The organism is Xanthomonas sp. NCPPB 2933 (assembly GCF_056725225.1).
In genome coordinates this window covers 3,953,439-3,968,579 of the sequence record NZ_CM161518.1, presented here as the reverse complement: position 1 = coordinate 3,968,579, position 15,141 = coordinate 3,953,439, and the positions used below count along the sequence as shown (strand labels likewise).

The following is a 15,141-nucleotide window of genomic DNA, read 5'->3' as shown; positions in this document are numbered from 1 at the left end:
GCAGGTGCAGCCGGCCTTGCCCAAACTGCGGATCGGCCATGTCGATGAAGCCCCGTCGGGTCAATGGGGCTGCTTGGCCCGGGTCGGCAGCCCATTTTGGGCCGAAGGCCGGTTAACTGCCGGCAGGCCACGGCTGCCGCAGCGCATCCAAGCCATGTCAAAATAGCGATTCTTTAACTTCTTCAGTTCCCTGCCAGGATCGCAAGGACCGTTTGCATGCGCACGTTATTCCGCCCCTCGTTGTTGGCACTCGTCCTACTCTGTAGTCCTGCCTTGCATGCCGCATCGCGGCCTGCGGCTGTGCGTGCGCCTGTTTCGGCGCCGGTGCCTGCGAATGGTGCTGCCGCCGTCGGTGGCGATACTGTAGCCAGCGACCCGAGCGTGCCGTTGCCGGCCACGCTGAAGTCTGGCATGGGCTACCGCGCGTTCGCGCAGACGGTGATGGAGCAGGGCTGGCAGCCGGTGGACCCGCTGGCCGCCGACAGCTGCATGGCCGCAGGCGATTGCGTTGTCGAATTCGTTGCGCCCGGCGGGAGTGCGCGGCTGCGCGTACAGGTCGGGTCACAGGCCGGCGCGGCCGTGGCGAGCAGCTGGCAAGCGCGGCAGGTGCCGTTGAATCGCATCGGCAACCCCACGGCGTCGGCCGTGGACACCAAGGCCGCACCGGCCGCAGCAAACGTGGCCGACACGCCGCGCTGAGCGTGGTCCCGTAGAGCCCAGGCGCGCGGCGTATCATGGCGCTGTGTGCGTTGCGCTGTGCATCAGTGACGCGCACAGCTCAGTCGCGTCTTTCCTGATCCCGAGTCCATTGGCCTGCATGAATCCTCCTGCATGAAGAGCATCGATCCTGCCGATCTGGAAGCGCTGTTCGATGCCGTGCCGGACGTGCTGTTCTTCGTCAAGGATCGCGAGGGCCGCTACACCCACGTCAACCAGACCATGCTGCGGCGGCTGGGGCTGAAGTCGCGCAAGGAGTTGATCGGCAAGCGCGTTGCCGAGGTGTATCCCAGCGGCTTGGGCGCCAATTACGCCAATCAGGACGAGCAAGTGCTGGCCGGTGCGGTGATCGACAACCTGCTGGAGCTGCATCTGTTCGCCAACCGCGAACCGGGTTGGTGCCTGACCTGCAAACGTCCCCTGCTGGTGGACGGCAAGGTACAGGGCATCATCGGCATCTCGCGCGATCTGGGGCCGCAGGATGGGCATGAATCGCAGTACGAAAAATTGCGGCTTGCGCTGGCGTATCTCAACGCCAACTACGCACAGAACGTCCGTATGCAGGCGCTGGTGGAAATCACCGGATTTTCGATGTCCAAACTGCAACGCTCGTTTCGCAAGGTATTCCAGCTCACGCCGCAACAGGTGCTGGCCAAACTACGCCTGCAGATGGCGATGCATCTGCTGCACGGAAACAAGAGCCTCACCGAAATCGGGCATGCCTGCGGTTTCAGTGATCAAAGCGCCTTTGCACGGCAGTTCAAGCTGGCGGTTGGCATGACGCCACGCGAGTACCGCGCGCTGGCTAACGCTGCGCAGTTTCCTGCCGGAACTTCTTAGGCGGCCTAATAAGACGAATTCGTAAGACGAATTCGCAGCAGCAGAGTTAGTTGAGTGTGTGGTGCCCTCACTGCAGCAGAGCATTGAGTCAACAGCGTAGTTAGTCGAGTGCGCGGTGCCCTCACCGCCCGCGGGACACGCCGTGAATCCATCCCTGGAGGCTCGGTGGCGGCATCCATGCCGCCACACGGTCCCGCAATCGGTGAGGACACCGCACCAGAAAGTTTGTAGGTTGCTTTGTTGAAAGCCTGCGTGTTACTCGGCTTGCCTTGCGACACTGATCGGACGCGCCGTTATCCGAACAACGCACGTCATGCACTGCTTGCACCATGCAAACCGACCATCTTGACTGGTCCTTGCCCGCTCACCGTCGCGGGACCTTACGCGGCATGGATGCCGCGTAAGAGCCTACAAGGACGTACTTGCGGCGTGTCCTGCGATGGTGGGCGGGCAAGGGCCCGCCAGCCAAGCCGCAGATCATCCGCTCTGCAACTGATCTCTCCTCGCTATCCAACCAGCCATTCCGAGACGACCAAGATTTAGAGTCATAGCGGCATCTAAATGCGCTTAGAAGCTAAGTGAGCCGTGGCACGGTGTCCTCGCCAAAGCAGAACGGTTAGTAGGTAGCGGATGAGATGCAATGGGCGCGAAACCACATAGAAAGTCGCTCGCGCCCAAGGCAGCTTTTCGATTGCGCCGATGCGGTTACGCCAGCATGCGCACCTTCGGTTCGCGCGCCCATTGGCGTGTCTTGGCGGCAGTGATGAATGCCTTGGTATCTGCGGCTGCAATCACGCCCGCGTCCTTGCCGACATTGCCAGCCTTGAGCAGCAACTGCGCGCCGTCGTCGTATGCGATCGCCTTCAGATGCGCCCACGCGTTGCTGACGAAATCCAGTGCAGCCGATTCGCGCGTCAGTAGCTTGGCCGCTTCCGAGGACAACAGCACCGCCACCGCATCGAACACAACCGATGGTGTGCCTGCCAATTGGCCGTCGGCGGCCAGTTGCTTGCCGTCGCTGAGCTTGGCGCCGCCCACTTTCGGCGCGACGATTTTCACTGTGGCACCCGCAGCTTCGGCAGCCTTGCGCACCGCCTTGATCGCAGCGGCATCCGAGCCATCGTGAATGAGGATGCCCACAGTGCGGCCCTGCAAGGTGTCCTTCATCTTGCCGATCAGCTGCAAGGCCGGCGACAACGGCATGTCGGTTGGCGCAACCGCAGCCGGTGGTGCCGGCGGCAGCGTGGTCATGCCCATTCCATCGGCCACACGCTGTGCCAGCGCTGGGTCGATGTGACGCAGATGGCCCACGACGGCTTCGCGCACATGTGGGGTTTCTACCTTGGAGAGTTCGAACACCAGCGCCGATGCCATATGCGCCTGTTCCGGCGCCGTCTGGCTGCGAAAGAACATGCGCGCCTGGCTGTAATGATCGGCAAAACTTTCTGCACGCACGCGGCCCTTGGCGCCGTCTTCGGCAGGTGTCGCATGGCTCGGGAATCCGCGCAGCGCCTCACGCGGTGCATCGGCTTGCAGCGAGCTGGGCTCGTACGCGACACGCCCCTTCGGCACGCCCATCTGCATATGGCCGTCGCGCTGATTGTTGGCGAACGGGCACTTGGGCGCATTGACCGGGATCTGGTGGAAGTTGGGTCCACCCAGACGGCTCAACTGCGTGTCCAGATACGAGAACAGGCGGCCCTGCAGCAGCGGGTCGTTGCTGAAGTCGATGCCGGGCACGATGTTGGCCGGGCAGTAAGCGACCTGTTCGGTCTCGGCGAAGAAGTTGTCCGGCCAGCGGTCCAGCACCATGCGGCCCACGATTTGCAGCGGCACCAGCTCTTCGGGAATGACCTTGGTCGAATCCAGATGGTCGAACGGGAATGCCTCCGCTTCGGCCTCGGTGAACAACTGCACGCCCAGTTCCCACTCGGGTAAATCGCCGCTTTGAATCGATTCGAACAGATCGCGACGATGGAAGTCCTGATCGGCACCGGCGATCTTGACCGCCTCATCCCAGATGGTGGACTGCAGGCCGAGCTTGGGACGCCAATGGAATTTGACGAAGGTGCTGTCGCCGTTTTCGTTGAGGAAACGGAAGCTGTGGATGCCGAAGCCTTCGATCATGCGCAGCGAGCGCGGAATCGTGCGGTCGCTCATCGCCCACATGATCATGTGCATCGATTCGGGCGTCAGCGAGATGAAATCCCAGAACGTGTCGTGCGCGCTGGCGGCCTGCGGAAAACCGCGATCCGGCTCCATCTTCACCGCGTGAATCAGGTCCGGGAACTTCATCGAATCCTGGATGAAGAACACCGGGATGTTGTTGCCCACCAGATCCCAGTTGCCTTCCTTGGTGTAGAACTTCACCGCGAATCCGCGCACATCGCGCGGCGTGTCCACCGAGCCGGCGCCGCCGGCGACGGTGGAAAAACGCGTGAACAATGGGGTCTTTTCGCCGACCTCGGTGAAGATCTTGGCCGTGGTGTACTGGCTCAACGACTTGGTCAGCTCGAAATAGCCGTGCGCTGCACTGCCGCGCGCATGCACGATGCGCTCGGGAATACGCTCATGATCGAAGTGGGTGATCTTCTCCCGCAGAATGAAGTCTTCCAGCAACGTCGGGCCGCGCGGCGTTGCGCGTAGCGAGTTCTGGTTGTCGCCAACCGGAATGCCCTGGTTGGTGGTCAGTTGCGGATGCGTGCCACCGGCTTTTTGATGCAACTCATCGCCCGTACCGCGCAATGTTTCGGGTGTTGCGCTGACGGGAGCAATGGAAGGAACTTGCGCGGGCTTGCTGGGGGACTTGGGCATGGGACTCCACTCTGGCGGGCTAGAGCGGCCAACAACAGATAGCGAGCGGTCGTCAGATGATGCGGAAGGCGCGGAGAACCGGAGTGTACGTTTGGTACATGCCGATTCGCAGCACCGGCCGCGCTCGCCTGACGGCTGCGCAGTAGTTTGTTAGTCGCTCTTGGGATGCGGGCTGATCAACGAGCTTGGGAGCGGCGCTGTTAATTACACGTGTCTGCATGCGAACGAATACTCACATGCAGCCAGAAGTTTGCGATGCATCGCAGCGAGATGTTGCGTGTGTCACGCAACGTGCCGATGCAGTGCACGTGCTCACATCTAACGAGCCCGACTGTTGTGAGCTGGCTACAACAGATCCAGCGGCTGTTTGCGCGTTGGCGGTGGAAATGCACGGTCCAGTTCGGCAAGATCCTGGGCATCCAGTTGCAACGTGCACGCTGCTGCGTTGGCACGCACGTGTGCAGGTGTTCCCGATTCGGGAATGGCGATGACCTTGCCACTGCGAATCGCCCACGCCAACGCCACCGCAGTTGCGGCCACGCCACGTCGTTCGCCGATGGCGTGCAGCACCGGGTGATCCAGCAATGCGCGGCTTCCCAACGGCGAATACGCCATCACCGTGACCTCGTGCTGTGCACACCACGGCAGCAGATCGAATTCGATACCGCGGCTGCCGGCGTGATACAGCACCTGATTGACCAGGCAATGCTGTCCGCCCTTGATGTCCCACAGCTCCTGCATATCCTCGACATCGAAATTCGACACGCCCCAGTCGCGGATCTTGCCGGCATCGCGCAAGGCTTCGAACGCATCGACCACTTCGCGCAGATCGCTGCCGCCACGCCAATGCAGCAGATACAGATCCAGCGTGCGAACGCCCAGCCGTTGCAGGCTGGCTTCGCAGGCACGCGCAATGCCGCGCGCGCTGGCGTTGCTTGGCAATACTTTCGACACCAGATACGGCGGCTGCGCGCTGCCGATGGCCTGGCTGATCAGTTGCTCGGAGCGCCCGTTGCCATACATCTCGGCGGTATCGATCAAGCGCATGCCCAGCTGTTGGCCGGTCTGCAGTGCATCGATTTCCTGCTGCGGCGCATGTCGACCCTGGCCCAGGTTCCACGAGCCCAGGCCGAGCGCGGGCACGTTGCGCCCATTGCGCAGGCGCACCTCGGGGCAGTGCTGCAAGGTGGATTCGGACATGTGTGACTCCTATAACGCTGGATTGGTGTAACGACTATTTGCCATCTGTGCGGGTCGCCCTAATGCAACGGTGGCTGCACGGATGTGGACGCGGCGTGCGCTTGCGCATCCCAGAACGGACAGCGATGACGTTGCACGAAGTCGGGCGTTACCCCGATCCTGCCCGGCGACAACGTCAACGGCGTGTCGCCATCGAAGCGCGGCCACGGCGGCCGGCCGCCACCATTCGGATCGCCGGTGCGCGCAAACGCACCCCAGTAATCCTGCAAGGTATCGGCAAGCGCCTGCTGCGCCGGGCTGAACTGCGGCTCGCCACTGAGTACCCACGGGCGCTGGAACAGATACACCAGTTCGGAGGCGTGATAGGCGCCCAGTGGCTGCGAAAACGGCAAGCGCAACAAACCGTACGGCGCCTGCGGGTCGTCGAACTCGTATGCATAGACCGCTGCGTGATCGCGCAACGCCCGGCCTAGCCGACGCGTGGGGCAGGCGAAGCCACCATCGGTGACGATGTCAGCATACGCGTGCCAGCGCGATTGCGCAGCGACATCTGCGTAGTGCGTCATGATCGCTGTTGGATCGGTATGCATGCGTTGCACGCGCGCCTCATAGCCGCTGCGCAACGTGAGTGCGCCGAAATAGGACAGCAGTTGCGCGAACAGGCGCCCTTCGTCGCGATTGTTGCCGATCAGCACCGGCACCTTCGCGTGCTGCCCATTGGCGATCGCCTCGGCAGGCGGCAATGGCAAGACGTCGCCACCAGACATCGGTGCCCACGCATCGCTGCCGGTCAAGCCACGTCGCTGCGGTTTTGCATCGGCCAATGCGTCGGCAGGGAGCGCGCGCAGGCAGGCGGCAACCTCGCTTGCGCGTTCGCAGCCAAGCGTCTGCGCCATGCGCACGCCACCACGTTCGGCCTCGCTGCGCGGCACGCTGGAATCGCTCGCAAGACAACTGCCGCTTTGCAGGATCGCACGTTGAAACAGACCCGCTGCGCCCGGTGAAGCGAGCTGATAACAGATACTCCATGCGCCGGCCGATTCGCCGAACACGGTGACGTTGTGCGCATCGCCACCAAAGGCGGCGATATTGCGCTGCACCCAGTGCAACGCCGCTTGTTGATCGAGCAACGCGTACGCACCTTCGCCTTCACCACCCAACGCGGGATGCGCATAAAAACCAAACACCCCCAGCCGATAATTGGGCGCCACCACGATGACGTTCTGCCGGGCTGCCAACGCACTCAGGTCGTAGTCGACATTGCTGCCCAACTCCAGCGCGCCGCCGTAGATCCACACCATCACCGCGCGCGGATGCGCCGGCGCCTGCCCGGGTGGCGCGTAGACGTTGAGGGTGAGGCAATCCTCGGACACCTGCTTCTGCCCGAAGCGATGACGCGGCAGGCACGCCGGCCCGGCCTGCGTGGCATCGCGGACTCCCTTCCAGGCTGGCGCAGCTTGCGGCGCGCGGAAGCGCAACGCACCCACCGGCGGCGCGGCGAATGGCACGCCCAGAAACACCCGCCCTTGCGCACTACGCACGCCGCGTAGCGCACCGGCATCGGTCTGCACTACATCGGCGCGTGCATCGGGCGCATGCACCAGCGCCGGCACCTCGCCAGGGCGGCGCGGCGCGCAAGCAGTCAACGCCAGGCCTGCAAGCAGCAGGCAGGCCAGCTTGCGTCTCAATGAGCGTCTGTCGAGCTTGATCACTGTCTGTTGTGTCCTATCTCAGACGCACATCATCGCGAGTGCACGTGTAGGGAAGGAAAACGAGGAGGCTGCCTGACGAGTGGAGTGATGTCAGCAATGGCAGTGACATTGGTCGGATCGAAGAACTCTGATCGGACGCGCCGTTATCCGAGCAGTGCACGTCGTGCAGTGCTTGCAATCATGCACACCGCCCATTCCGACCATTCCGACCATTCCGACAGGTCCTTGCCCGCCCACCGTCGCGGGACCTTATGCGGCATGGATGCCGCAGAAGAGCCTACATGGACGTACTTGCGGCGTGTCCTGCGATGGTGGGCGGGCAAGGACCCTGCAGCCAGGCCGCAGATCATCCGCTCTGCAACTGACGCCTCCACGCCGTTCAATCACCTATCGAGGCGACCGGGATAGTGCGTTTTAGCGTCATGTGATGTTCCCGACCCGAGCTGTGGCCGAGTACGGCGCAGGCGCTTGCCTCGAACGCGTGATGTCTCCAGAACACTTCACTGCATCCGCTGCCGCTAAAAACGAAAAACCCAGCCCGGGATTCCCTGGGCTGGGTTTCGATGCCACACGTAAACGCGAGAGGGCAGCGCTTACGCCTCCACGTCGTCCTTGTACGCATCCACCGGAATGCAGGCGCACATCACGTTCTTGTCGCCGTAGACGTTGTCCACGCGCGCCACCGGCGGCCAGTACTTCTGCTGTTTGAGGCTGGGCAGCGGGAAGGCGGCCAGTTCGCGGGGGTAGGCGTGCGTCCACTCACTGGCCGACACCTGGGTGGCGGTATGCGGAGCGTGCTTGAGCGGGTTGTCCTCGCGGTCCAGGCGGCCGTCTTCGATGGCGCGGATCTCGTCGCGGATCTGGATCATCGCGTCGATGAAGCGGTCCAGTTCGTGCTGCGATTCGCTTTCGGTCGGTTCTACCATCAAGGTGCCGGCGACCGGGAAGCTCAACGTCGGTGCATGGAAGCCGAAGTCGATCAGGCGCTTGGCGATGTCTTCGGCGCCGATGCCGCTGGTCTTCTCCAGCGGGCGGATGTCGAGGATGCACTCGTGCGCCACCAGGCCGTTACGGCCGGTGTACAGCGTCTTGTAATGCGGCGCGAGACGCTTGGCGATGTAGTTGGCATTGAGCAACGCCACCTGGGTCGCCTTGCGCAGGCCACCACTGCCCATCATGGTCACGTACATCCAGCTGATCGGCAGGATGGAGGCGGAGCCGTAGCTGGCCGCGCTGACCATGCCGACGTCGCCTTCGCCGCCCAGCGTCTTGGGCAGATAGGGCGCCAGATGCGACTTCACCGCACACGGGCCCACACCCGGGCCGCCGCCGCCATGCGGAATGCAGAAGGTCTTGTGCAGGTTGAGGTGCGACACGTCCGAGCCCCACTTGCCGGGCTTGGCCACACCGACCAGGGCATTCATGTTGGCACCGTCGGTGTAGACCTGGCCGCCGTGCGCGTGCACCGCTTCGCAGATCGCCACCACGTCTTCTTCGAACACGCCGTGGGTGGATGGATAAGTGATCATCAGCGCCGCCAGGCGCTCGGAATATTTCTCCGCCTTGGCGCGGATGTCTTCGACGTCGACATTGCCGTTGGCATCGCACTTGGTCACGACGACTGTCATGCCGCACATCTGCGCCGAGGCCGGGTTGGTGCCGTGCGCGGATTCGGGAATCAGACAGATATCGCGATGCGCTTCACCACGCGCGCGGTGATAGGCACGAATCGCCAGCAGGCCGGCGTATTCGCCCTGCGCGCCGGAATTGGGCTGCAGGCTCACCGCGTCGTAGCCTGTGCATTCGACCAGCATCGCTTCCAGCTCGTCGATCAACTGCGCATAACCGGCCGACTGCTCGGCCGGTGCCAGCGGATGGATCGCGCCGAATTCCGGCCAGGTCACCGGGATCATTTCGGCGGTGGCGTTGAGCTTCATGGTGCAGCTGCCCAGCGGGATCATGGTGCGATCCATCGCCAGATCCTTGTCGGCCAGCGAGCGCATGTAGCGCAGCAGTTCGTGTTCGCTGTGGTGGGTGTTGAACACCGGATGCGTCAAAAACGCACTGGTCCGCAGCAGGCCTTGCGGCAATGCGTCGGCGGTGGCGGCATCTAGCGCATCGATATCGACCTGGGCACCGAACAACTGGGCCAGCGCCACCACGTCGGCGCGCGTGCTGGTTTCATCCAGGCTGATGCCGACCGCTTCGCTGTCGATCGCGCGCAGGTTGATGCCGGCCGCACGGGCCTTGGCGTGGATGGCATCGGCATCGATCGCCTTGACGTGCAGGGTGTCGAAGAAACGCTCGCCCACGTTGACGCCGGCACCGCGCAACGCGGCAGCCAGGATTGCGGCCAGACGATGCGTGCGCCGTGCGATGCGGGTCAGGCCCTCGGGGCCGTGGTAGACCGCGTACATCGAGGCCATCACCGCCAGCAGCACCTGCGCGGTGCAGATGTTGGAGGTGGCCTTCTCGCGGCGGATATGTTGCTCGCGCGTCTGCAGCGTCAAACGGTAGGCAGGATTGCCGGCGGCATCGATCGACACGCCGATCAACCGGCCCGGCATCGAGCGCTTGTAGGCATCGCGGCAGGCCATGAAGGCCGCATGCGGGCCACCGAAACCGAACGGCACGCCGAAGCGCTGCGAGTTACCGACAACAATATCGGCGCCCCATTCGCCGGGCGCGGCGATCAGGGTCAGTGCGAGCAGATCGGTGGCCACTGCCACCAATCCGCCTTGCGAATGCACGGCATCGGCCAATGCGGCGTGGTCGCCGATGTGACCGAAGCTGTCCGGGTACTGCAGCAGCACGCCGAAGCACTCGGCCTGCAGCGCTTCTTCCGGCGTGCCCACGCGCAGCACGATGCCCAGCGGCTCGGCGCGGGTGCGCAGCAGTTCCAGCGTTTGCGGATGCACCGCGTCGTGCACGAAGAAGGTGTCCGACTTCGACTTGGCCGAGCGCTTGGCCAGCGTCATCGCTTCGGCTGCGGCGGTGGCTTCGTCCAGCAGCGAGGCGTTGGCGATCTGCATGCCGGTGAGATCCGCACACAGGGTCTGGAAGTTGATCAACGCTTCCATGCGGCCCTGCGAAATCTCTGCCTGGTAGGGCGTGTAGGCGGTGTACCAGGCCGGGTTTTCCAGGATGTTGCGCAGGATCACCTTGGGCGTGTGGGTGCCGTAATAGCCCTGGCCGATAAACGTGCGCTGCACCTGGTTCTTGCTGGCGATGGCGCGGATCTTGGCCAGCGCTTCTTCTTCGGTGATCGCCTCGGGCAGCGCGAGTGCGGCCGGCGATTTGATGTTGCCCGGCACGATGGCGTCGGTCAGCGCATCCAGCGAGGCGTGGCCGACCACGCCCAGCATCTGTGCGATTTCTGCGTCGTTGGGGCCGATATGGCGTTCGACGAACGCGCTGTGGTGTTCGAGGTCGCGCAGGGAAGACGTGGTCTGGGACATGGCGGGCATCCGGGGCAGGGGCAGACGAATGGTCGACAAGCACCACGACCGGCGTGACGCGCACAGCGCGTCACCTCCTGTCGCAGCGAGAGTCTTCCTCGCGCCCCTCTGTCCTTTTGCCTGAGAGTTTAAAAACGCGGCGTGGCGCTGGGCCTGCCTGCGTTCCGTGCCCCTTCGGCGCCGGCATCGGCCGGTCTCTCCAGAGTTGTACTGCGGATGGTATCGGGCCTGAGCGATTACGGGCTGTTGCGCCTTCGGCAGCGGCAGTGCCGCTTCTCCCACCGTGTTGCGGGCCGATTATAGCGTGCGTCCACGCCACCGGGCGCACCCGCCGCGCCTGCCGCGTCACGGCTGTTGTGCTTGGGTCCGCTTAACCTTGCAACGGCGAGCGCCTATCATCGTCGCCCTTATGCTCATCCCGGCGCCGCGACTCGCGGATGCTGGTGTGTGTCCCCGATGCACCACGTTTCGGACTCCTGCATGACCCCCACCATGCCTTCCACCCGTCGCATGGCGCTGCTGCTCGCCGGGTTGGCGATGTTCGGCCCTTTTTCCATCGACACCATCTTCCCGGCGTTTTCGCGGCTCAGCCGCAGCCTGGCGGTGGACGAGGTGGCGATCCAGCAGACCATCAGCGTCTATCTGCTCGCCTACGGGGTGATGAGCATTGCGCACGGGCCGCTGTCCGATGCGTGGGGCCGCAAGCGGGTGATCCTGGGCGGGCTGGTGCTGTTCATCGCCGGCTCGGTGGGCTGTGCGCTGTCGCAGGATCTGCCCACCTTGCTGGCGTTCCGCGCGTTGCAGGGGCTGTCGGCCGGTGTCGGCATGATCGTCGGCCGGGCAGTGATCCGCGATCTGTTCCACGGTGCGGACGCGCAACGCCTGATGAGCCAGGTATCGATGATCTTCGGCATCGCGCCGGCGATTGCGCCGATCATCGGCGGCTGGATCCTGCTCAGCGGCGCGGGCTGGCCGCTGATCTTCTGGTTTCTGGTGGCGTTCGGGCTGGTGCTGCTGATTGCGACGATGACCTGGCTGCCGGAGACCCATCCGGTGGAAGCGCGCACGCCGCTGCAGCTGCGCAGCTTGATGCACGATTACGTGCGGATCGGCTTCAACCCGCGTTTCCAGCGCCTGGCTGCGGCCGGTGCGTTCAACTTCGCTGGCATCTTTTTGTACATCGCCTCGGCGCCGGTGTTGATCATGCGCCACCTGCACATGGGCGAGGGTGACTTCGCCTGGCTGTTCATCCCCACCATCGGCGGCATGACGCTGGGCTCGTTCCTGTCCGGGCGCATGGCCGGCAGCATGGACCCGGTGCGTCAGATCCGTATCGGCTTCATCTGCTGCGGCGTGGCGGCGCTGGCCAATCTTGGCTACACCCTGTCGGTGGCGCAGATCAGCCTGCCGTGGGCGGTGCTGCCGATCTTCCTGGCCGGCATGGGCATGGCCCTGATCTTCCCGATCTTGGCGCTGGCGGTGCTGGACATGTACCCGCATCAGCGCGGCCTGGCCTCTTCGCTGCAGGCCTTCACCCAGCTGATGACCAATACGCTGGTGGCCGGGGTGCTGTCGCCGCTGCTGAGTGAACACCCGCGCCATCTGGCGATCGGCATGACCGGTTTTTTCTTGCTGGGCTGGCTATTCTGGCGCTGGGAGCGCCGCAGCGGCCGCCGTCTTCGCCGCCGCCAGGCCGCAGAGGCAGTGCCTCTGGAGCCGGCCGACCACCTCTGACCTCACAGGAGCCTGCATGTCCACCGATTCCAAGCTGCGCCGCGACGCCCGCAAGCGCGCCGCCGAGCGCCAGCGCAACCAGGCCGCCGCCAAGGTCACTGCCGATTCGCCGATCGAAGCGCATGCCGAACTGCGCGACCAGCAACGCACGCTACTTGCCGGCATCGTCCGCCGCGACGGCGAATGGGTGCTTGGCATGGACGGCCGCATCGCCGGCGAAAGCACAAGCGCCGCGCAGGTATTGGCCTTGATCATGCGCGCGGCCGAACTGCACGAACGCCAGGGCACGCCGGTGCGGCTGACCTATTCGGATGCGCTCAAAGATGCCGCGCATGCCGAAGCCGCTGCCGATGGCAGGGATTTCGAGGCATTCCGGATCGAGTTTTCGCAAAAGCTGGCGCCGACGCGTACGCACTGAGGCGTGCGGAGGATGGGCCCGCGATGGGCCCGCGCCGGTGTGTTCATCGATGCAGGCAAGGACGGTCGCCTGACGGTCGCCTCTTGAGGTGCAGCTGTACCGGTGGCCAGGGCCGCCGATGCAATGCCTGACGCAGCGCCGAGCTACGTCAGGCCTGAGCAGTTACTCGCCTTGTCGCCCCATCCGGCAGCCCAACTGGCGCTGCCGGATGGTCTTCGGGAATAACCGCAAGTGTCAGCGCGAAGGCGCGTGCGGTGCCGGTTCCTGCTGCGGCGCCTGCTCGCGCACGGTCGCGTTGCGGTCTTGCTCGGCCTGTACGGCCTGCAAGCGATGCACGCTGCTTTCCAGCGGCGTCTGCTGCGCGGCCTGGGCATCGAAGCTTGCGCGCAGGTGCGCAGGAGAATCGAGCGCTCCCTCGACGACGAAGCCCCGGGCCGGGTCATGGCCGAGCACCACGTGGTCCACGCGCTGTAGCCCATGCTCGCGCGCGGTGACAAGGGCTCCCATTGCCAGGCGCTCGCTATCCGCATCGGGCACGCGGCCGCGCGCGGTCTCCAGTTGCTCTACCGCTGCGGTGCATTGCTTCAGCAGCGCATGGTCCGGATTGGCCGGATGGCGCGGATCCGAAGCCGCGGTTGCCGCAGGCGCCTGGCGCGGCAGCGCTTCGGTGTCGATGCGCTGCAACTGGCCGTCGTATTTTCCATCGGCGCCGTCGGCAATGCGCTGCAGCCGCTCGACGAACGCATAAGGCTCGCCCCCCACATTGCGGGCCATTGCGATCGCGAAGTGTTCGGGCGACTGCGGCGGGGCGTTGCGGTCGCCGGCCAGCGAGCTCAGCGAGCTGCCGCCGATCTTGCTGGCCTCGACGCTGGCCTGGGTCTGCTCCATCAGCGCCTGCATCTGCACCTCGCTGAATGCCAGCGTGGTCTTCTGCCCCGGCTTGATCGCACCGGTGCCCACCATCTCGCCGCTCAGCGCGCTGTTGAGATTTTGCGCGATCGCCTTTTCCTCGCTGGCCTCGTTGCGGCCACCCAGGCGCTGCATCAGCCCGGGCGCGGCGACATCGCCATCGATCTCGAAGCGGTAGCTGCGTTCCTGCACGCGTTCGGTCTCGTTGCCGTCGTACTGGCGCACGATCGTCAGCGGCACGTTGCCGCCGTATTGCAGCTGTTGTACCACCGTGTAGCCGTCCTGGCCCGGTGTGCTGATGCGCACCTGGCTGCCTTCGTTGCGGTTGCCGGCCAGATCGGCGCTGAGCGGGCCCAATTCCAGCTGCAGACGCTGCTGCGAGCTGAAACTGATCCGCTCCACCGTCTGTAGCTCATCGACGCCCGGCACGCCCGGTGCAATCTTGCCCTCGCGCACGAATTCGCCCATGGCCGCGAGCGCACGCGGGTCGGCGAGGTCGAACTGCGCGCTGTGCACCTGCGACTGGCCCAGCGCGTCGGCACGCCCAAGCAGGGCCTGCGCCGGTCCCACCTTGACGCCAACCGCGTTCACTGCCTCGATGGCTGTGTTAGGCCCGGTCACCACACGCACGTGGCGCTCGTCCACGCGCTCGATCAGATAGCTGCGGCCGCTGGCTTCGGTGATCTCGCTCTGCATGCTGAGGTGTTGCAGACTCGCCGAGGCGTCGCGCTGGGTGTAGGTCTGCGTGTCCATCACCGCGCGTGCGCCGATCGGCAGGCTCTCCGGCTGCAGCGGATTGATGCGGGTGGCAGCCTCTGCAGGCTGGTCGACACCGGGCAGCGTCAGTGAATAGCGCATGCGCTGCCCGGCACTGACGCTGGCTTCGATGTTCAACTTGCCGTCGCCGAGCTTGGTCTGCAGGCTTTGCTGCTGGCCGGTGCGCGCGTCGGCCTCGAGGTTGAAGGTGGTGGTCTTGGCGTCGGCATCGCTGAGCTTGCCCAGGCCTAGCGCGCTGCTGGTGCGCAGGCTGTTCTCGCCCAACGACTGGGTTTTACTGCCGTTGCTCTGCTCGCTGGTCTGCGAATACTTGACCGACCCATCTTCGGGGTTGAACTCCATGTCGCTGCTACCCACTTTTACCGAGTAGTCGCTGTTCTTGCTGCTGTAGATCGGGTCGAACGCGCGATCGTTCGCGTCGTCGATGAACTGCTTGTTGGGGTCCAGGTTCTGCTGGTCCGGGCCGGTGGAGGCGTTGTTCATTGGATGCGTCCTGCATGCTGCGCCTGTGCAGCGGGCGCGCAGTATATCGCCGGCGTTTTGTACGTTTATCAAATGAATG

At 64.4% G+C, this 15,141-nt stretch carries 9 protein-coding genes, 1 other RNA gene and 1 riboswitch; of the genes, 4 read left to right on the top strand and 6 right to left on the bottom strand.

The features are described from left to right. Positions 1 to 216 precede the first annotated feature (216 nt). A complete protein-coding gene (locus AC1PLU_RS16435; protein ID WP_481106767.1) occupies positions 217 to 699 on the top strand; it encodes a hypothetical protein in 483 nt (160 codons plus the stop codon). Between the two features lie 132 nt (positions 700 to 831). Then, on the top strand, positions 832 to 1,557 hold the full coding sequence (locus AC1PLU_RS16430; RefSeq protein WP_317062212.1) for a PAS domain-containing protein: 726 nt from the start codon (positions 832 to 834) through the stop codon (positions 1,555 to 1,557). A 705-nt stretch (positions 1,558 to 2,262) separates the two neighbouring features. Here AC1PLU_RS16430 and AC1PLU_RS16425 read toward each other — a convergent pair. The 5 genes from AC1PLU_RS16425 to gcvP all read right to left on the bottom strand — a co-directional run bounded on the left by AC1PLU_RS16425 (position 2,263) and on the right by gcvP (position 10,750). Further along, complete coding sequence (locus tag AC1PLU_RS16425) at positions 2,263 to 4,371, bottom strand: catalase (protein WP_481106766.1); 2,109 nt, start codon at positions 4,369 to 4,371, stop codon at positions 2,263 to 2,265. A gap of 26 nt (positions 4,372 to 4,397) precedes the next feature. After that, positions 4,398 to 4,471: non-coding RNA, sX9 sRNA (locus AC1PLU_RS16420), on the bottom strand. A 245-nt stretch (positions 4,472 to 4,716) separates the two neighbouring features. Further along, a complete protein-coding gene (locus AC1PLU_RS16415; protein WP_481106765.1) occupies positions 4,717 to 5,571 on the bottom strand; it encodes an aldo/keto reductase in 855 nt (284 codons plus the stop codon). 59 nt (positions 5,572 to 5,630) lie between these two features. After that, positions 5,631 to 7,259: a carboxylesterase/lipase family protein gene (locus AC1PLU_RS16410; protein WP_481106764.1), complete on the bottom strand. Its 1,629-nt coding sequence runs from the start codon at positions 7,257 to 7,259 to the stop codon at positions 5,631 to 5,633. Positions 7,260 to 7,876: 617 nt separating this feature from the next. After that, positions 7,877 to 10,750 (bottom strand): aminomethyl-transferring glycine dehydrogenase, encoded by a 2,874-nt coding sequence (gene gcvP, locus AC1PLU_RS16405; protein ID WP_481106763.1) that lies wholly within the window; start codon positions 10,748 to 10,750, stop codon positions 7,877 to 7,879. 89 nt (positions 10,751 to 10,839) lie between these two features. Beyond that, positions 10,840 to 10,954, bottom strand: a riboswitch (glycine riboswitch). 267 nt (positions 10,955 to 11,221) lie between these two features. Between gcvP and AC1PLU_RS16400 the strand changes: the two genes are divergently transcribed. Then, the gene (locus AC1PLU_RS16400; protein ID WP_481106762.1) at positions 11,222 to 12,475 is read left to right on the top strand and encodes a multidrug effflux MFS transporter; all 1,254 of its coding nucleotides are present in this window, start codon (positions 11,222 to 11,224) and stop codon (positions 12,473 to 12,475) included. A 16-nt stretch (positions 12,476 to 12,491) separates the two neighbouring features. Next, positions 12,492 to 12,893 (top strand): hypothetical protein, encoded by a 402-nt coding sequence (locus AC1PLU_RS16395; protein ID WP_023903093.1) that lies wholly within the window; start codon positions 12,492 to 12,494, stop codon positions 12,891 to 12,893. Between the two features lie 234 nt (positions 12,894 to 13,127). Here the strand turns inward: AC1PLU_RS16395 and AC1PLU_RS16390 are convergent, their stop codons facing one another. Further along, complete coding sequence (locus tag AC1PLU_RS16390; protein ID WP_481106761.1) at positions 13,128 to 15,062, bottom strand: XVIPCD domain-containing protein; 1,935 nt, start codon at positions 15,060 to 15,062, stop codon at positions 13,128 to 13,130. Positions 15,063 to 15,141: the final 79 nt, after the last annotated feature.